General features: G+C 32.1%; 21 protein-coding genes. 5 read left to right on the plus strand and 16 right to left on the minus strand.

What is annotated here, in order from left to right; genetic code table 11:
- The first annotated feature begins 4 nt into the window (after positions 1–4).
- From RMR09_RS07110 to RMR09_RS07120, 3 genes are read left to right on the plus strand one after another with little or no spacing between them, the layout of a single operon-like run.
- Positions 5–160 (plus strand): hypothetical protein, encoded by a 156-nt coding sequence (locus RMR09_RS07110; protein ID WP_310595102.1) that lies wholly within the window; start codon positions 5–7, stop codon positions 158–160.
- A 3-nt stretch (positions 161–163) separates the two neighbouring features.
- Positions 164–385: a hypothetical protein gene (locus RMR09_RS07115; RefSeq protein WP_310595103.1), complete on the plus strand. Its 222-nt coding sequence runs from the start codon at positions 164–166 to the stop codon at positions 383–385.
- A 5-nt stretch (positions 386–390) separates the two neighbouring features.
- Positions 391–771, plus strand: coding sequence for a YchJ family metal-binding protein (locus tag RMR09_RS07120; RefSeq protein ID WP_310595104.1), 381 nt, complete (start codon positions 391–393; stop codon positions 769–771).
- A gap of 1 nt (position 772) precedes the next feature.
- On the opposite strand, the gene RMR09_RS07125 is transcribed toward RMR09_RS07120, so the two are convergent.
- The 3 genes from RMR09_RS07125 to RMR09_RS07135 form a co-directional block, all read right to left on the minus strand.
- Complete coding sequence (locus RMR09_RS07125) at positions 773–1,483, minus strand: GYF domain-containing protein (RefSeq protein ID WP_310595105.1); 711 nt, start codon at positions 1,481–1,483, stop codon at positions 773–775.
- 139 nt (positions 1,484–1,622) lie between these two features.
- Positions 1,623–2,639 carry a nucleotidyl transferase AbiEii/AbiGii toxin family protein gene (locus RMR09_RS07130; protein ID WP_310595106.1) on the minus strand — a complete coding sequence of 339 codons (1,017 nt, stop codon included), beginning with the start codon at positions 2,637–2,639 and terminating at the stop codon, positions 1,623–1,625.
- Positions 2,640–3,233: a DUF6088 family protein gene (locus RMR09_RS07135; RefSeq protein WP_310595107.1), complete on the minus strand. Its 594-nt coding sequence runs from the start codon at positions 3,231–3,233 to the stop codon at positions 2,640–2,642.
- Positions 3,234–3,464: 231 nt separating this feature from the next.
- Between RMR09_RS07135 and RMR09_RS07140 the strand changes: the two genes are divergently transcribed.
- Positions 3,465–3,842 (plus strand): hypothetical protein, encoded by a 378-nt coding sequence (locus RMR09_RS07140; protein ID WP_310595108.1) that lies wholly within the window; start codon positions 3,465–3,467, stop codon positions 3,840–3,842.
- On the opposite strand, the gene RMR09_RS07145 is transcribed toward RMR09_RS07140, so the two are convergent.
- From RMR09_RS07145 to mnmE, 8 genes are all read right to left on the minus strand, one after another.
- Entirely contained in the window at positions 3,832–4,269 is a 438-nt protein-coding gene (locus RMR09_RS07145; RefSeq protein WP_310595109.1) for a hypothetical protein, read from the minus strand. The two genes, RMR09_RS07140 and RMR09_RS07145, sit on opposite strands and share 11 nt — an antisense overlap.
- A 206-nt stretch (positions 4,270–4,475) precedes the next feature.
- On the minus strand, positions 4,476–4,841 hold the full coding sequence (locus tag RMR09_RS07150) for a hypothetical protein (RefSeq protein WP_310595110.1): 366 nt from the start codon (positions 4,839–4,841) through the stop codon (positions 4,476–4,478).
- Positions 4,834–5,397 carry a hypothetical protein gene (locus tag RMR09_RS07155; RefSeq protein ID WP_310595111.1) on the minus strand — a complete coding sequence of 188 codons (564 nt, stop codon included), beginning with the start codon at positions 5,395–5,397 and terminating at the stop codon, positions 4,834–4,836. Before RMR09_RS07155 ends, RMR09_RS07150 begins: the two co-directional genes overlap by 8 nt.
- A 2-nt stretch (positions 5,398–5,399) precedes the next feature.
- The gene (locus RMR09_RS07160) at positions 5,400–6,341 is read right to left on the minus strand and encodes a hypothetical protein (protein ID WP_310595112.1); all 942 of its coding nucleotides are present in this window, start codon (positions 6,339–6,341) and stop codon (positions 5,400–5,402) included.
- Between the two features lie 81 nt (positions 6,342–6,422).
- A complete protein-coding gene (locus RMR09_RS07165) occupies positions 6,423–8,504 on the minus strand; it encodes an AAA family ATPase (protein WP_310595113.1) in 2,082 nt (693 codons plus the stop codon).
- A 26-nt stretch (positions 8,505–8,530) separates the two neighbouring features.
- Positions 8,531–11,287 carry a DNA methyltransferase gene (locus RMR09_RS07170; protein ID WP_310595114.1) on the minus strand — a complete coding sequence of 919 codons (2,757 nt, stop codon included), beginning with the start codon at positions 11,285–11,287 and terminating at the stop codon, positions 8,531–8,533.
- Positions 11,278–11,505: a hypothetical protein gene (locus tag RMR09_RS07175; RefSeq protein WP_310595115.1), complete on the minus strand. Its 228-nt coding sequence runs from the start codon at positions 11,503–11,505 to the stop codon at positions 11,278–11,280. The genes RMR09_RS07170 and RMR09_RS07175 overlap by 10 nt, the downstream gene beginning before the upstream one ends.
- Positions 11,506–11,552: 47 nt before the next feature.
- Positions 11,553–12,956 (minus strand): tRNA uridine-5-carboxymethylaminomethyl(34) synthesis GTPase MnmE, encoded by a 1,404-nt coding sequence (gene mnmE / locus RMR09_RS07180; protein ID WP_310595116.1) that lies wholly within the window; start codon positions 12,954–12,956, stop codon positions 11,553–11,555.
- 169 nt (positions 12,957–13,125) lie between these two features.
- On the opposite strand from mnmE, the gene RMR09_RS07185 reads away from it, so the two are divergent.
- Entirely contained in the window at positions 13,126–13,959 is an 834-nt protein-coding gene (locus RMR09_RS07185; RefSeq protein ID WP_310595117.1) for a universal stress protein, read from the plus strand.
- Between the two features lie 87 nt (positions 13,960–14,046).
- Here RMR09_RS07185 and dnaN read toward each other — a convergent pair whose 3' ends face one another.
- The 5 genes from dnaN to RMR09_RS07210 form a co-directional block, all read right to left on the minus strand.
- On the minus strand, positions 14,047–15,165 hold the full coding sequence (gene dnaN / locus RMR09_RS07190; RefSeq protein WP_310595118.1) for a DNA polymerase III subunit beta: 1,119 nt from the start codon (positions 15,163–15,165) through the stop codon (positions 14,047–14,049).
- A gap of 84 nt (positions 15,166–15,249) precedes the next feature.
- The gene (gene gldG / locus RMR09_RS07195) at positions 15,250–16,935 is read right to left on the minus strand and encodes a gliding motility-associated ABC transporter substrate-binding protein GldG (protein WP_310595119.1); all 1,686 of its coding nucleotides are present in this window, start codon (positions 16,933–16,935) and stop codon (positions 15,250–15,252) included.
- A complete protein-coding gene (gene gldF / locus RMR09_RS07200) occupies positions 16,935–17,660 on the minus strand; it encodes a gliding motility-associated ABC transporter permease subunit GldF (RefSeq protein ID WP_310595120.1) in 726 nt (241 codons plus the stop codon). Before gldF ends, gldG begins: the two co-directional genes overlap by 1 nt.
- Before the next feature lie 81 nt (positions 17,661–17,741).
- Entirely contained in the window at positions 17,742–18,065 is a 324-nt protein-coding gene (locus RMR09_RS07205) for an antibiotic biosynthesis monooxygenase family protein (RefSeq protein ID WP_310595121.1), read from the minus strand.
- Between the two features lie 7 nt (positions 18,066–18,072).
- Positions 18,073–18,903 carry an SAM-dependent chlorinase/fluorinase gene (locus RMR09_RS07210; protein ID WP_310595122.1) on the minus strand — a complete coding sequence of 277 codons (831 nt, stop codon included), beginning with the start codon at positions 18,901–18,903 and terminating at the stop codon, positions 18,073–18,075.
- Positions 18,904–19,017 lie beyond the last annotated feature (114 nt).

The raw sequence follows: 19,017 nt of genomic DNA on the forward strand, positions 1-19,017 counted from the left end.
ATGTATGGGAAGAAATAACGAAAGAAATATCAAAAAGCATAACGATAAATTGCACAAAGAGCAAGATAAAGTTAAAAAAGCAGCAATGGCTCGAAAAGAAAAATTGAAGCAAATTACCAAACAATTCAACGCAAACAAGCAAGACGAATCAACTAATTAAGATATGGAAAACAACGATTTCAATTTGTTACAACAAGAAGTGCAAAAAATAATTGATTTAATTGCGGCTAAAAATGGTAAAGAAGCCAACAATAAATTAGTGGAGATTAGTCAGCAACTAGATGATTTTCTTGATTTTTCGGATGATGATGCCGACTTAATCGAAATTAGTAAATACCAAGTGTTGCTGAATCAATTGCATCAAAAAATTAACGAGCTCAATTAATGGCAATGCAAAGTTGTTTTTGTGGTTCGGGAATTTCATTTAACCAATGTTGCCAAACCATTCTTGAAGGAAACCAACATGCTAAGACTGCCGAGGCTTTGATGCGATCCCGTTATTCTGCCTATGCAATCCACAATGTAGATTATTTAATTGCATCAACTCATCCTTCTCAAAGAGCTAACTATTCGAAAGATGAAATTACATTTTGGGCAACCAGTAATCAATGGCAGCGACTAGAAATATTGGCTGTTACTCCAACTACTGTAACTTTTAAAGCCTATTATTTAGACTCCAATAAACAATTACAAGTGCATCATGAGCATTCTCGATTTGTATTTGAAAATGGAGAATGGTTTTATGTGGATGGCGATTATTTTGAAGGCTAAACTATTTGATTTTTTCGAGTTCTAAATTCAATCGATTTTGTTCGGCTTCTAAATCTTCCAATTCTTTTTCAAAATCTTCGATTTCTTTTTTTATTTTTTTTAGCTCTTCACTTTTCTCAGCCGAAGTTCGCAATACTTTAAAATCACTCGCTTTGGCTAGTTTTTCTTTTGCAGTATCTAAATCGTCTTTGGTGACAGCCATTTCATTTTCAATGGCAGCAATTCGGTCTATTATTGTTTGTTTTTTCTCTTTTGCAGTTCGTTCTGCTTCTGCTTTTTCTTGCTCTTCAAGTAATCTTTTTTGTTCCTCGATTTCTTTTTGTTGTAGCAAAAACTGTCTGTTTTCGAGTTCGGTTTTTTTGTTTTTAGCGTCCAATTCTTCGCTACGGTTGTTTTGGATAATGTTAAATACAACTGTAGTGATTATGAAAATGATGGCTACAACGGCAATGAATCCATTTTTGGACAACCCTAAAAAAGCAGCGTTAGAAGTTGATTGAGTAGGTTTAGGTGTGACAACTTCTTCCACTTGAAATGGAGGAGGAGTAACAGTAACTAATTCATGCAGTTCTTCCACATCTCCGGCATACTTCCATTTTTCCATTCCCTCAAACCAGACCGGAGTAGTTTTGGTGATTTTCAAGGCTCTTAATTCGTCAAAACTAAAAGGGCCTGAACTTTCTGTCCCGTTATGTAAAAAGTATTTTTTCATAGTTGTTTTTTATTATTTCCCGATACAATATCTTATTCTCCTTTATTTAAAAGGGTTTACTAGGTTGAAGGTGTACAATAGGTGTGCTGATTTTGATAAAAATCAATACTTTATTACAACCCAAAATAAGTAAAAAAAATTAATTTTTTATTTCTATCTGCCAATCTACGGCATTAATTTTAGATTTTAAAGCTAATAATTCAGTAATTAGTATTTCAAATGAAGGTGAATCACCATAAATCATTTGCTCTTGCATTGTTTTATAATCTGTTTTCCAAGCTTCAATAATTCCTGATGGCGGAATTATATTTATTGTTTGGGGTTGATGCAAATTATAATCTACTTCAGCTACTCTTGTGAATTTATAACGATGTCTTACAATGGTTTCATACAGTTCTTTATCACGTAATGCAGTTGCTGCAAATTTAGTTTTCGATAATTGATATACATCATATAAATGGCGACTTAGTCGCTCTACTCTAATTTTTTCTATTGGTTTACTAAATTCCTCATGCAATAAAAATATTTTTTCTAAAAAGGTGCGTTCTGGGTTTACCGTTGCAATCGTACCGGCTTTTTGAGAAAACTCTGCATTAGGGTAGTGTATGTCAATTAGAGAAGAGATACTTTGTTGGCTATAAGGTTCTCTTAAGGAACGACATCCAATCTCAATTTGCACTCTCGGTTGAATATAACCAGGAATTGCGATGCTATTGGGATAATACAAATTAATAATTACTGGATCCTGATCGGATTCAGTTGTTTTAATAATTTCCCATTTTATATTTTCAAAGCCTCTTTTAGTAAATTCAGCTTGAAGTTCAGGATAGAATGTTTCCGAAACATATGTGTTAGCTGCCTTTCGTAATGCAGTAATTTGTTTTTTTGAAAGTTCTCCTTCAAATCCTAAAAATTTTCTATCAATTGCTAAATCTACATCTTCAGAAAAACGGTCTATAAGATTCCATGCTTTGCTTAACGAAGTTCCCCCTTTAAAGACAAGATATTCGCTTACCTCCATTTCAAAAATAACAGCTAAAGTTTGTACGACCCACCAATCTTTTTCTACGGCGAATACAGCTAATTTAGACTGATTACTAATCTCTTGTAAGATATAATCTTTTTCGTTTTTAGGGAGTGTATTAAAGTGTATCATTTACAAGGCTTTTTTCATAATTTTCTGAATCCAAATTGGAGCTAACTCGATATCTTGTTTTAATAAGTTTACATTTTCTTTTTTAAGTAGTGCTATAATTTTATCTTCTTCACTTGGAGTTATATTGTCTATTCCAATTTCCCTTAACGCTTGTATTACAAGGCTACTAATTTCTCCTTTTGCCAATAGATTCTTTGGAGTTGTTTTTTTAAATTTGATTGATCGCTTCCCTATTTTAATTTCTCTGGGCGCACCATCGGTAAGGAATACTAATTTCATAGGTACTTGTGTACTTAAACCCAAAGCGTTTAGTGCATATACACCTGTTGGGACAATTCGAATACGATCTCTTTTAGCAATTCCTTTCGCAACTTCTTCTGCAGAAGGTAGTACCTCACCAATATATTTACTTTCTATTGGGCGGGTGTATATTCCTTGTGCAATGCGGCGTATGATTTCTTTTTCTTCTAGGCGTTGCAGTGCTTTCCGTATTGATTCCGAAGAACCTAACTGACTGAAATCATCGGGAAAAAACAAAGTTCCTTTACTTTTTGCTTTTATTTTTTTTTCTATTTGAAATTCAACGCTTTCCATATATCGAGATGAATATATTATATTCCAAAAGTAACCTATTTTGCTCTATTTACAATAATTTTTGTCACAAATTTAGCAAATATTTGTGACGAAAAATAGTTGTATATAAATTCAACTAAATGAAAAGTGTATATTTGAATAGTAGCAGAATTTTGTAAAAAATAGCTTTAAAAGTATTTGAATAAAGAAATATCACTTAAATTTATAAGATAATTAATAAACCCAAATCCCATGCAAGAAGAATCTAATCACCCAAATGAAAATCAACCAGAAATCGAATTTAACTATCATTATAGTGTAGGAGTTGTAAAATCCCTTAAAGGAAAAATTCTTATCGGCCATGTAGAAGAAATGTACCCAAGAGTACACGAAAAACTCTTTTTAGAAGGATCACTAATGCCTTACATTGAACCTAAAATAATCAAACAACTAGAATTAGAATGTGATTATAGAATGCAGGGTTATCCAATTAACGGATTGGCTGAAATAGCTCGTAACGATGTCTATAATATGATAAAAGACGATTTAGGACCTTATGAAGAAATGGAATTAGCAAAAGAGTTTGATATGGATATAAATCCTATCATTGATTCCCAATCTATTCAATAGAATTATTTTTTTTTGATTTTAAATAGTCCAAGTAATCCACATTGCTTTTAAACGATAGGAAATAATAAAACAAACTCGATTTTTCTATAGGTTGGAGTGTTTTTCTAAGTTTTAAAAAACCAGCTATAGTTTCTTTTTTAAAACCTAGTTGGCGTTGTAAGTCTTTTGCATTGATACGATACAATTTCATTTGACTAATTACCCATTCTATAGTGATTTGGCTTAAATCTAAAGAATAAACTACGGGTTTAATTATGATTGGTGCTTCAAATAGTTCTCTTCCCAAAGTGAACAACTGTTTGTTAGAAAACAGTTGATTATACACCACTTCAGCTTGCCTCACAATAACTAAATCTTCTTTTGGGAATTCAAATTGAATTCCTATTTTTTTTAGGTTGGCAATGGTTTCTTTTTGTGATAGGGTCATGAGTTATTTAAATATTTTTAATGCCGAACGTGAAAGGATTAGCTTCGCTGAACTTCGTTTCGCGCACGAGCGGGGAAAGTTTCTTTTTGTGATTGGGTCATAAGTTATTTAAATATTTACTAAAATAGTTTAATGCCCAACGCGAAAGGATTCTCGTCCGAGCAGGGGGCTCTTTAGTAATATTTGTAGGTATTGCCATAATTATCTCATTTAAGTATGTATTCTTCCCAAAATTCTGCTTCTAAATGACCTATTTTATCTTCCACAAATGCAATTCCTTCAGCCGATAGTTGTCCCACTTTTTCAAATGGTCCCCAGTTTTCAGGTTTATAAAGTTTTGCAGGTACTAGTTTGCTGTTTTTATAAGTTACCTTAAAATCATTTCCGTTTTCATCTGTGTTGATAAAATGAGATTCATCCATTAAAATATTAACATGATACTTATTTGTTGAAGTCAGAATACCAGCCAGAAATTCATCATCTGAATATCCTATATAAAATATTATGTAATGATAACCAGCTTCTCTCGTTCTATCATTGGCTTCTAAAACATCTCCTATATTTCTATCCATTATTATTTTCTCTTTTTATTTTTTTTAATTCTTCCTTTTTAAAACTTTCATTGACTAAAGTCATCCAGCTCCAACCGATTAATCCAATAAAAAAAGAAATTAAACCAGCTCTAAAAAACCAATTAGAATATTGTCTATATTCTTCGGCATGTTTGATAAGTATTTTAATTTTAGCTTTATCACTTTTAATATTTAATTCTTCAATTTCAATATCCTTTTTTAACTTATCAATATTGTTGAAAGTACTATTAAATTGTTCCTTTAAAGTTTTTATTTTATTTGAAGTATTTAAATTTATAGATATTTTCTTTAGACTATCGATTTTTAATTCAATAGCTTTTGAAGTTAAATTAAAAGTTTCCATTTCGTTTTTTAGGTTGGAAATTTTGATATTAATTAGTTCTACTTTTTGGTCATATTTAATTTTTTCTAATTCTAATTCTTGTTGTTTTTGTAACGGATAAAAAAGACTGATTACAACCAAAACAATACCATTAATAAATAGAAATTTAAAAAGATTGTCTGTGTTCCAAGAAAATAAGCTTGACATTTCCATGACTAATCAATTTGGTTTATTCTAATCTTTCTCGCTTGTAATTCCAAGTAAGTACTGTTTATTGTATCAATATCGGTTTGATTAACTTCTTGAAGTTGAATTAATTGCTGGATATCTTCAGGAGTAAAATTATTTGGAAGGGTAACAGTTCCTGCAAAATTTGCAGATAATAAAAATGCTAATAAAGCAAGTGATTTCCCATTTTTAAAGATAAATTCAATTTTACCTGGTGATTGCAAATTTAATTTAATTGATCTGTTATTTTGAATTGTTTCAAAATTGAATTGATTATCAATTGATTCGGTTAATTTATTTACAGAATCAATTAATTTTAATAAAGAGTAAATATTAATATCTTCCTTTTTTTCAATGTCAATGACAAAATGGTAATGATCATCTTTTACAAACAAATTTTCCATTGTTTTGTCAATGTAACTCTCATAATTTTTTATATTACTTATTGCATGTCTAGTTTTTACAATAGCATAAAAAATCGGGTCTAATTCAGAAAAGTTTAAAAACTTGTGCCATTTAACTTTTCTTCTTTTTGTATATTCACAAGTGTTATCATTAACATCATTATATATTTCTTCTTCTTCTATTGTTCCAAACCCTAAAATGTTTGAGCCTTCATTCGGCATAACAATTATATCACCAACTTTGAATTCTTTAAATCTTTTAATTTTATTATAAATTGCTGTAATTTTACTTCTACCTGATGGAGTCGAAGGATCAATTTCTTCTCTACGTGCAATTTTTTCTTTTATAATATATCCGTTATCTTGATTGTTATTTAAATCTTGGGTTGTAATGTAATTCCAACCAATTCCTATAAAATTTAGTTGTCTAAAAGCCTCAAAATTATCTCCACTATCAGTTCTAACAAACCAATAGCCCTTATTGGTTTGTAATTCTTTTACTTGTTTTAATAAATTTTCAATCATAATTTTTTTTAACTTAATAATTTAATTTTTTGATATACAACATGAAGTTACAATCTAAGTGTAGTTTTACAATTGAACTTTTTAAGAAATCTTAGGTAATATATCTTTCAATATTTCACTCAATTTATCTGAATTTTGTATTATTCTAGATTCTAGAGCCCTCTTGTTTTTAAGCCCTAATTCTGTTGCAAATAATCCTAATATGCCTTTGTTTCTACTTAATTTCAATAAATTAATCAATTTTTCAAAAGAATTATTACCTTCCATTAACTCATCCCATTCCTTTTTAGTTTCATCAAAGTAATCCTTAGGAATAATTGTGATTGGATTTTCTGAAAAATCATTAATTTGAGTGAAACTATTGATTTTAGATTCGAAAATTAATTTGATTTTTTCTTTAGTTCTATTTGTTTGCCAATGTAAACTGGCATTTAACCATTCAATAGATTTTTTAATAAATTCTTGTTCTTTAAATGATTCTGAAACACCTGTAATTTGATAAAGGAATATAGCCACATCAGGTCTTAAAAACAAATTTTCAATGATTGCGACAGGTAGCGCATGGATTGATTCTGACTTTAATTCTTCTAATTTTTCATTCGTTCTGCCATCCGCATCAATTAATCCAAAACATTTTAACCGCAAGTGCTTTTCTAGCCTATTACCTGCTTTTGTTAACTTAATAACTTCTGCACAATTATGAGCAAGGATTACTTTAAATTCTGGGTAAACACTTTGATAAATTCTATCTAATGATTTTTTTTCTATTTCTCCTTCTACAAATAGTATCGGTTTTTTAGAACCAACTATAAGATTCAAAATGTCCTCTGGAATATCATCATTTTCTTCAATTTTTACAATATCCCATTTATCGTCATTTCCATTGTCATTAGTTCTAATGAAATCTTTAATAGCATATTTTTCGGCGATTCTAGAAGTAATAAAATCAATATCATGAGTTATATAAATAAAAGCACAATCTTTTCTTTTGGATTCAATTTTATCAAATAAATCCGAAATTATTGATTTATGAATATGTAAATCAGGTTCATCAATAATAATTATTGAGTTATGGGGAGAGAAAAGACATTGACCAATAATATATAAAATACTTCTTTCGCCTTCACTTAATTTTGATAACGAAAAAAATGATTCATTTTTATACACTATTATTTTTAAACCATCTCGTGTTAGTTGCTTATTTGAAATCAATTCATTCCAAATTGAAAGAGTTTCTGATAATACAGTAATTGCTTCTTCCTCAGTTATGTTTTTCTGATTTAATTGCGCACCTAGTTCGGCCTCTTCTGCAAGAAAAGCTGTAATTAAATCATTGTAATCATTTTGAATGGTACCTACAGCATTATTCTTTTGTAAATTGTTATCGAATTGGTGGGTATTACCATATAATAATTTATTAATCGAATCTTTTGAACTTGAAATTTGAAGATTTTCATTTACAACCAGTGAACGATGCGCTGCAATTCTATGTGAAAAATCAAAAGAAGTAACTTGTGATGATTCTAGATCAGATTTTAGTTTTTCTATTTCACCTTCTAATAATGTTTTTTTTTGCCTTTCTGACTTTAGTTCAATTTCTATTTTATTAATAAGATATTGTCTTGCACTAGTTAATGTTTCGGGTTTTGATTCATCAATTTTCATCAAATCAATTTCAAAAACAATTTCTCCAAATGATATTGTTCCTCCTTCAATCTCATCAAGACTTTGAATCGGCATTGAACCAGATAACAATCTATTATTTTTAAAAGATACATTTTCAACTTGAATTTGATTCTTGAAAAACAAATCCAATATTTCTAACCTTGTTTTAACCTCCCCATTTCCTATAGGTATAAGACCTTTTTGGTATGAACTACCATACTGAACTAAATTGAAATTTTCTATTTGCTCAGTTTGTAAAAATTGACTAGTTAGATTTTCAATATTCGAATTAGTTAAATTTAGCTCTCTATCTTTATTAATTATTTGATGATTAATTTGTTCTAAACCAATTGTTGTTTTATTAAAAACAGCTTTATTAATAAACTCTCCAAGTCTTGATTTTCCTGAACCATTTGCGCCAAGAAACACTACTTTTTCAGATGGATTTATTTCAATTTCTAATTCATCTGAACTAATTAAGGGTATTTTAAATTTCATTATAGAGGCTTTTTAATTTAATTATTTTATTTTTTACTTCTCTTCTCCTTCTTGTCCTGAGCTTGTCGATGGGCAAACAACCCCGCAGTATATTTCTCATACAACTCAAACAAAAATTCCATGCGTTTGGCTTCGCTCTTGAAGGCTTGTTTGCTGTAGGCGGCATCAACGGCTTTGTCTAGTTCGTTATGAGCTTTTACTAAAGCGGGTGGCATGGTTAAGGGATTGTATAAATCGGCTAATGAACTAGAAGGGAAAGAAGCTCTAACATCTAAAACCTGTTGTGCTTTTTCTTCAATCGTTTTTATGTGTTTTTCAGATGGATTCTCTGGCCAAGGATAGTTGTTATAAACAATTGTATTTGAATAGCTATATCTACTCTCCAATCTACCACATATATATTTCATCCAAGTCATATGCATAATTGAAGTAATTATTCCGAAGTTATATAAAGTAGAATTAGGTAGAGCAAATACTTTATCAGTTATTATATCTTCTGCTGTCATATAACCAATTGGAATATATTTTCTATTTTCAGATGAAACTTTTGGTATCAATAAGAAATTATCATTAGGTTGTCTTTCTTCGCCAAATAAATATGGGAATTCAGCCATCTGGACTGTCTTTTGACGATTGCTTTTTAATCTAAACTTTTTTATTTCATTAATTTTAGATTTTAAAATATTTGATTTTGCTATTATTTCGGGTGAAACATTTTTTAACCAAAAACACCATTTTATTTTATTGTTTATAAACTCATCTGCACTCCAAAACCTTTTAATTAATATTTTTAGATCAGGTTCGATTTTTAGAATATCATTTTTCTCTTCATCTGTTAAAATAAGATTCCCTCCATCAAGTAAAGCACTACCAACACCAATTTTAGGATTATTTGATATTGGATTAGTTCTTGGAGTAATAATTATTTCTTTCGCGTCAATTAAATATTGATTTATATTTTTTGCAAATACTTGGTGAGGTTCTCCAAATATGTTTTCATATTGAAAAATTGTTTTATTATTTGTTTCAAAGTTTGCAAAACCAATTATTACTACATGCACGCCGGCATTTCCTCTAGCTTCATTACTCCATTTAAAAGTTTGATGAGCAAAGTGAATTTTAATTTTAAAGTTAGCAAACAAATAATTCCATAAAATTCCAACCTGTTCACCTTGAATAATTGAATTAGTTGATACAAATGCAACTTTAATACTTGTATTTAATATAAAATTACCCGCTTTAGCATACCATGCAGATACATAATCCAACATACCAAATGACTTTAAGTCAAAAAATATAGTTTTTATGTCTTCTTTTTGTTCGTTATTCTGATATGAAGTTCCTAAAAAAGGTGGATTACCAATGATAAATGAAAGTTTATCTTTTGAAACTACTTCTTCCCAATCAACCCTTAATGCATTCCCATGCACAATTTTGGCTGATTTTTTCAAGGGCAAACGTGCAAAGTATTGTCCAAATTCATTACTAATTTGCATGTTCATCTGGTGGTCAATTAACCACATGGCTACTTCGGCAATACGTGCTGGAAATTCTTCATATTCAATGCCGCACATCATATCCACATCCAAAAGCATTATTTCTCGAACATCAAGAATACCTTGCCCAGATTTGTATACGGCTCGTAAAATCTCTAATTCTAATAAACGTAATTCCCGATAGGTAATCACTAAGAAATTCCCACAACCACAAGCGGGGTCTAAGAATTTGAGTTGGCTTATTTTTTTATGGAATTCGGGCAATTTGTTTTTATTGCCTTTGATGTTTTCAAACTCTGCCCATAATTCATCTAAAAACAAGGGTTTAATCAGTTTTAATATATTGCTTTCACTGGTGTAATGCGCTCCTAAGTTTCTACGTTCTTTCGGATTCATAACACTTTGAAACATGGAGCCAAAAATAGCCGGTGAAATTTTACTCCAATCGATGTAACAACAATCCAACAAGGCTTGGCGCATTTTGCTATCAAAACTGGCCATCGGTAAAATTTCCTCAAACAATTTTCCATTCACATACGGAAAGTCGTTCAATTGCTCGTCTAAATTCTTGAATCGTTTGTCTCTTGCTGTATTTAATACTTGGAATAGTTCTTGAATCTTAGAGGCTAAATCGCTTCCATCTTCAGCGGTTCTTTGTAAAATATAGTCTTGAAATTGTTGTTTTTCAAAAATGGTGGTATCCTCGGCAAACAAACAGAATAAAATCCGAACCAAATAGACTTCCAAGGGATGTCCTTCATAACCAATTTCTTCCAATCGGTCGTGGAGTTTCCCCATCAACTCCGCGGCTTTGATATTGGCTGGGTCTTGTTCTTTGAAGGTTTTCTTTTGATAACCCAAAAGATAACCAAAGCTTTGCACGTTTTGAATTAATTCATCAATAGTAAATTCTAAAGTGGTTTGTTCTTCAGTATCGTACAATCTGAAAATATGGAAATCGCATACCAAAACGTATTTTGGTAATTCGTTTTGTTTTAAACCGTGTGTGTAATCAATGGCTTGTTGAAAAGCTTTGTCCAGGTTTTTGCCCCGACTTTTCATTTCTACTAAAATAGTTCCTTTCCAAAGTAGGTCGATGTAGCCATCGGCATCGGATAGTTTCTTTACTCGGTGTTCAAAGGTTCCAATCTTTTTACGTGTTATTCCAAAGACATCAAAAAAAGCGTCCAAAAAAGGTTTTGCATCCGCTTCTTCATTGGTAGTGTCTTTCCATTCTTTGGAAAATTTAACTGCTCGGTCTTTAATTTCGTTCCAGCTTAGTGCCATCTGTTTGTCGATTTAATTGAAATTAAATTTCCAAATAGAATAGCAAACAAATCTCTCAGAAGTACTTCCTGAAATTGTTCTTCTTTGCTGTTGCGAATAGTGTACTGGATAGTGGAGTTATGAAAATACAAACAGTATTTTTCATAGGCTTGGAGTACCGAAACGGAATCAAGTTGGCTCAAGAATTTCTTGAGCACTGGGGGCTGGGATAGGGGCATTACTGTAAAATTTGGGTATTAGATCTTCCCCAAATATAACACTTTTCTTATTTCCCGATACAAAAATTAGCAAAAATATTACCAAGTAACTCATCATTAGTAACTTGTCCTGTAATCAATCCGAAGTGATACAACGCTTCTTTAATATCCAAAGCCATTAAATCACTAGATAAGTTGGATTCCAATCCAAATTTGACTTTCTGAATTTCATCCAATGCTTTGAGTAATGAGTCGTAATGACGCGTATTGGTCACAATGGTCTCATTGTTGCGTAAAGCTCCAGTGTTGACAAAGGAAAGTAAGGTGTTTTTGAGTTCGTTTATGCCTGTTTTTTGTTTGGCAGAAATAGTTTCCAGTTTCAGGTTTAAGGTTTGAAGTTCTTGGCGAATCGTTTCAATTTCTTCCTTTGAAAGTAAATCCACTTTATTGATAACAACAATAATGGTTTTTAGAGGATATTTATTTTTAATTTTTTCAATTTCAATTTTCAAAACTTTTAGGTCAATTCCCCCTTTGGGGGCTAGGGGGCTCATATAAAGTACTACTTGTGCTTGTTCTATTTTTTCAAAAGTCTTTTGAATCCCAATGCTTTCGACCACATCTTTTGTTTCGCGGATTCCAGCGGTATCTATAAATCTAAAGCCAACGCCTCCAATAACCAATTCATCTTCAATAGTGTCGCGTGTGGTTCCTGCAATGTCCGAAACAATAGCGCGCTCTTCGTTTAACAATGCATTTAGCAAAGTAGATTTACCTACATTGGGTTCGCCCACGATAGCCACAGGAATTCCGTTTTTAATGACGTTTCCTACTGCAAATGAGTCAATCAGTCTTTTGAGAACAAATTCGATTCGGTTTAACAATTCATGAAATTGAGATCGGTCAGCAAATTCGACATCTTCTTCAGCAAAGTCCAATTCCAATTCGATTAGCGAAGCAAAGTTCAATAATTCTTCACGCAGTTTGGCAATTTCGTTAGAGAATCCGCCACGCATTTGTTGCATTGCGATTTGGTGCGAAGCTTCGTTATCTGACGAAATTAAATCCGCTACGGCTTCGGCTTGTGATAAATCAAGTTTGCCATTCAAGAAGGCTCTCAACGTAAATTCACCTGCATTGGCCATGCGGCAGCCTTTTCGAAGTAATAGTTGAATGATTTGTTGTTGAATGTAAGTAGATCCATGACAGGAAATCTCAATGGTGTTTTCTCCTGTATAAGAATTAGGCCCTTTAAAAATAGAAATTAAAACTTCGTCTAAGGTCTTTCCATCATCAATAATATGTCCTAAATGTAAGGTGTGGGTTTTCTGTTGTTTTAAATCTTTGTTTTTGATTGATTTAAAAACACTTGCGCCAATTTCAATGGCATTTTGCCCAGATACCCTAATTATTGCAATTGCTCCTGCTCCCGAAGGTGTTGCTAAAGCTACGATGGAATCGTTGTACATCATTTTTTATTATTCTATGATGCAAATATAATAAAACTCCAGCGGTATATTTTATTATTGTTGTGTAGGCAATTATTTGTGTTAAATAAATGTAAATAACTGATAATTATCATGTTGTATTGTTTTTATATTGATTAACTTAGAGCTAAGAAATTATAAAAACACTATAAAAATGAAAAAGATTCTATTTCCCACAGATTTTTCTGAAGCTGCGAATAATGCTTTTGTTCATGCTTTAGAATTTGCAAAACTAGTTCATGGCGAATTGGTTTTATTGCACACATTTGAATTACCCGTATTTGATAACCAATTTTTCCCAGAGAATTATGCTGCAATTTATGATTCGGTAGAATTAAGCGAATTTGATTTATTTAAGGATGAAATCCCTAAACTGAGGGCTATTGCTGAAGCGCATCATTTGGACAAAATAAAAATGTCTCACCGATTGAAAGACGGTGATTTAGTTGCTAATATAAAAGGTGCTATCAAAGAGGATCAAATTGATTATGTGGTAATGGGAACTTCTGGAGCTACAGGTTGGGATAGTTTTTTTATGGGGACTAATACGGCATCAGTAGTTACTGCTGTTGGAGTACCTGTTTTTTGTGTCCCTTCGGATGCGCCCGTTACTAAGATAAAAACGATCGGCTTTACTACACGATTTAGAGCCAAAGATAAAAAGGCATTACGAACTATCTTGGAATTAGCACATAAAGCCAAAGCCAAAGTGAAATGTTTGTATGTGAAAACTTCTGATTCAGATGTTTCTAAAGAAACAATTGCTAAATGGGAAGAGGAATTTAAATTGGAGCCTGTTGAGTTTTTTGTAATCGATAGTGATGACATCCAAGCAACTATTTTGGATTTTATTATGTATAAGGATATTGATGTTCTGACATTATTACCTTATAAAAGAGGTTTCTTTGAAGGTATTTTTAAACCGAGTTTGACTAAAAAATTAACCACAGATTTTGAAATTCCAATTTTGTCAATCCCTATGGTATAACCCATTTATATTGAACTATTCAAAAAAGAAAAACCGCTATCTTTTAAAAATATAGCGGTTTTTTTATTTCAATTTTGGTTGTTAGTTCTAAGCATTCAACATTACTGGCATAACCAACATGGTAACGGTTTCTCCTTCTTCTAAACCATCTACTGGAGTAAGAATTCCGGCACGGTTAGGCAAAGACATTTCTAACATAATCATATCTGATTGTAAGTTGGTCAACATCTCAGTTAAGAAACGAGAGTTAAAACCAATTTGCATATCGTCTCCTTGATAATCACAAGTCAATCTTTCTTCAGCTTTGTTAGAGTAATCAATATCTTCAGCAGAAACGTTTAATTCAGCACCCGCAATTTTCAAACGAATTTGGTGGGTAGTTTTGTTAGAGAAAATAGCCACACGACGAACAGAACTTAAAAATTGAGTACGGTCAATCATTAACTTGTTTGGATTTTCTTTTGGGATAACCGCTTCGTAGTTTGGATATTTTCCATCGATTAAACGACACATCAACAAATAATTGTCAAATGAGAATGTAGCGTTAGAATCGTTGTATTCAATTTTTACTTCAGCATCCGAAGCACCTAATATACTTTTTAAAATATTCAAAGGTTTCTTTGGCATAATGAAATCAGCTACTTGCGAAGCTGTAACATCGGTACGTGCATATTTTACTAATTTGTGAGCGTCTGTTGCCACAAAAGTCAAACCTTGAGGAGAGAATTGGAAAAATACTCCTGACATAACTGGACGTAAATCATCGTTTCCAGCAGCAAAAATAGTTTTGCTAATAGCTGTTGCCAATACATCAGCAGGAACTAAAGTAACCGAAGGTTCATCTAAATTTACTGATTTTGGAAATTCTTCACCTGGAGCATACGCCAAAGCATATTTACCAGAATTTGAACTAATTTCGATAGTACTGTTTTCTTCTACTGTGAAAGTTAAAGGTTGTTCTGGAAATGTTTTAAGGATTTCCAAAAGCAATTTGGCAGGAACAGCAACATTTCCTTGACTGGTAGAATCAATGTCTAAAGTAGCCGACATGGTAGTCTCTAAATCAGAAGCTGAAACAGTCAATACATTGTTGTTCAATTCAAATAAGAAATTATCTAATATAGGCAAGGTATTATTGCTATTGATAACGCTTCCTAGAACTTGTAATTGTTTTAATAAGTACGAACTCGATACTATAAATTTCATCTGTTATATTTTATATTTTTTGGGATATACTTTTTTACAAATATATCTTAAACTAGTTTAGTATGGAAAATTTTTTATTAACATCTATCTACTGTATTTTCTTTTTCTAAGGAAAGTAAAAACAAAGCCAAAGAGGGTCAATACAACTATTGGTAGCCCGATAGTTAGGAATTGTGTAAAGGTATAGTTTTCATAGACCTTTTCTTTGTCTAATAACGGCAAGTCTAAATCTTTGGAACGAATGTTAATAAGTCCATTATCGTCCAATAAATAATTGACACAATTCATCAGAAAATCTTTGTTATCGTATAAATTTCCAGAGCGTTGATCGTAGCCCAACTCCACAGGAAGCAGGTTTTTGTCCAATTGGTTTTTAATCACATCCCCATCCGAAATTACAATCATTTTACCCGATTTACCTTTGGTTTGAAAATTATTTTGATCAAATGCCAACACTCGATTTTCAAACATCGAATGGAAATTACCTTGTAACAGCACCGCTAGTGGTATGTTTCCTTTGTTTAAATAATCTGCGGGAGTTGTTTCTTCGTTCACTATATTCAAATTGATTTCTGTCGGTGTACCAATACGTTTTGAATAGAGTGACGATTGTAATAATACCGTTTTCTTAATGCCGTTTTTTAAAGTGTCAATGGCATTGGCAAAATCAAATTTGATTCCTCCCAAATTTTTTACAATAGGGTGTTTACTTTGTGGATGAACTAGCGGAGCAAATTTCCAATTGAATTCTTGAAATTGCGTTGCGCTTCCTTGTTCTCCCGAAGCTAATTTTATTGGGCTACCTTGTTCGTCTTTGACTAAATCAGGGTAAATTCGGACTCCATATTTAAAGAAAAAATCATTTAAATTCAAATCTCTTGGAAATGCTAAAGCACTTCCTGTAGGGCTATACAAACTGTCCATTTCAGCCACTACTTGATCGACTAACCAAATCGTTTTCCCGCCATTTACAATGTATTGATCCAATACTTGTTTTTCGCCTTCAGAAAAGGCTTCTGTGGGTTTGGCAATGATAGCTAAATCGTATTTTTTTAATGCTTCAAGGGTATTGGTAGGGTGTTGGGCAACCGAATCTAAAGTAAAAGGACCAATGTGGTAACTTTCTTTGGTTTGCAATAAAAATTTAGCAATATAGGCTTCGTGCAATTCGCCATTTCCTTTGATGATGGCGATTTTCTTTTGTTTATTTTGGGTAATTTTATGCAGCGCATCGGCAATGGAATATTCTAAATGTTGTACTGATCCAATTACTTTATCCGTAGTCGAAGCTCCCATAATATTTTTCAGTAAAGGAATATTGACTTCTTTGTTATCATAAACGGCAATTGCCCAAGGAAAAACCATAGCTTGGGATTGCTTGCCTTTGTCGTCCACTGAAATATTGATAGGTGTAAGTCCTTTACGGTACAATTCTTTGATATTGTCCATACTTTTTGCTTCATCTTCCAAAGGATCAATAAATTCAAAAACAATATTGGAATTGTACCCTTGAAATTCTTCTAGCATTTGTCGCGTTTCGAGCTGTAAACGTTTGAATTCAGAAGGCAATTCACCTTGCATATACACTTTGATATACAACGGGTTTTTAACCTGTTCAAGAATTTGTAATGAAGTAGGAGATAGGGTGTATCTTTTGTCTTTCGTTAAATCAAAACGGTAGAAAAAGAAACTTCCTATTGTATTTAAAATCAATACAATAATTATTGTGATTCCTACTGATTTCAGCCTGTTTTTAGTTGCAGTATTCATTAGGATTGAAATGATTTTAGTTGATTAACAGTAAACGATAAAAAAACAACGATTATACTAGTAAAATAGAGAATATCTCGGCTATCCAAAACACCTCGACTCATACTCTTGTAATGGTCTTGCATCCCTAAATAAGCGATTGTATTTGAAAAATTAGGGCTTAAAAAAGCCAATCCTTCAAAGCCAAAGAAGAACAGAAAACATAAAAAAACAGCAATTATAAAGGCAACAATTTGATTGTCAGAAAACGTCGAGGTAAAAATGCCAATAGAAGCATAGGCGCCAATTAAGAACAACAATCCAAAATACGACCCTAAAGTGCTTCCCATATCAATATTTCCTTCGGGCATTCCTAAGCTAGAAATGGCGGCTACATAAATGAAAGTAGGTACAATTGCCATACAAATTAAGAGGACTGCGCCTAAGAATTTACCATTTACAATCTCCCAAACGCTCAAGGGTTTGGTCAGTAATAATTCTAAAGTGCCTTGCTTTTTTTCATCTGAAAAACTGCGCATGGTAACCGCAGGAATTAAAAAAAGTAAAATCCAGGGGGATAAAGTAAAAAACGGACTTAGATCAGCAAATCCCGAATTTAAAATATTATAATCGCCTTCAAAAACCCAGAGGAATAGTCCGTTCAGAATAAGGAAAATGGCGATGACCAAATACCCAATTGGCGACCCAAAGAACGATTTTATTTCACGTAATACTATTGATTTCATATAAAAGCCCCACCCTAACCCTCCCCGAAGGGAAGGGAACCGATTGTGGGAATTAGGTTCAAAATTATTTATTTTATCAATTTATAGTAGGTTGCTCATTCCCCCTTGGGGGTTTAGGGGGCTTATTTTATCCACACTCCAAGCCTCAGGTTTGTCGTTGAATAGTTTTTTGGTAAAATCCCAAATTTCATTGAAAAGCGCTGATTTTCTATAGTTTTCCAAATCGTTTTCACTTTCCCAATAACTATAGGTAAAGAAAACAGACGGATTGTTTTTGTCTTGATATAATTCTAATAAACGATTTCCAGGGAAATTTCGAATTTGATTTTTTACCAATTCAAAATTGTCTAAAAATGTGGAAATATTTTCCTGGTGGAAACTCAATTTTACAATGCGTACCAACATAAAGCTGTTAATTTTTAAACTGAATTAAAACGACATCTCTGTAACTCAAACCAAGCAAACTATTAGCCGACCCAATTTTTGAAGGATTACTTCTAAAAATAGCAATTTCAAGAAATCCTGCTTCGTTGAAAATGGCTAGTTTTTCGCCTTCATAATTTTTTATAGCATATTTTTCATTGGTTGCAATTGCGGAATAATTGGGTAAAATGGTTTTAATATTCTTGGTTTTCATTACAATTTCGTAAGGTCTTCCTTTGGCCACATCCAAAAATTGTTTTTTAGAAATATTGGTTACCACGTTTCCAAAATGATCAATATAAATCACATTTCCTTTAATAGAGTTGAAGTCGTTAGCCACACTTGCTTGAAGTCCCGTCACAGATTTTAATTGGGTTATTTCTTTCCCAATGACATTGAGCAAACCACCTTTGGATAAATGACAGGCCACTTTTACAAAAACATCTAAATCAGTAGCATCATTGTGCAAACGATCATGAATGGTAATAGCCACCATTTTTTGCGGCACCACTTTTTGAGTAAGCATGCTCAAAATTCCATTATCAGCACCAATGAAATACTGATCGTTCCATTGTATAGCGATATGCTGGTTTTCTTTGTTTTGTTCGCTATCAACACCAATGATATGTACGGTTCCTTTTGGGAAGCTACTATACGATGCACCAATAATATAACTGGCTTCTAAGGTGTTGAAAGGGTCTATGTCGTGCGAAATATCAACGATGGTTACTTCGGGGTATTCAGATATAATTTTCCCTTTGAGAGTACCTACAAAGTGGTCTTTCAAGCCGTAATCGGTAGTAAGGGTAATTATTGACATAATTTTGTTTATAACTATTGGGGTTGGGTAAGCCTAAATTTCATTAAATTTGAGAAATGCAAAGCTAACAATAGTAAATTCAAAAACGAAATAAAGAAAAATATTTTCTAACTC

Source organism: Flavobacterium sp. (assembly GCF_031537875.1).
Classification (GTDB): Bacteria; Bacteroidota; Bacteroidia; order Flavobacteriales; family Flavobacteriaceae; genus Flavobacterium.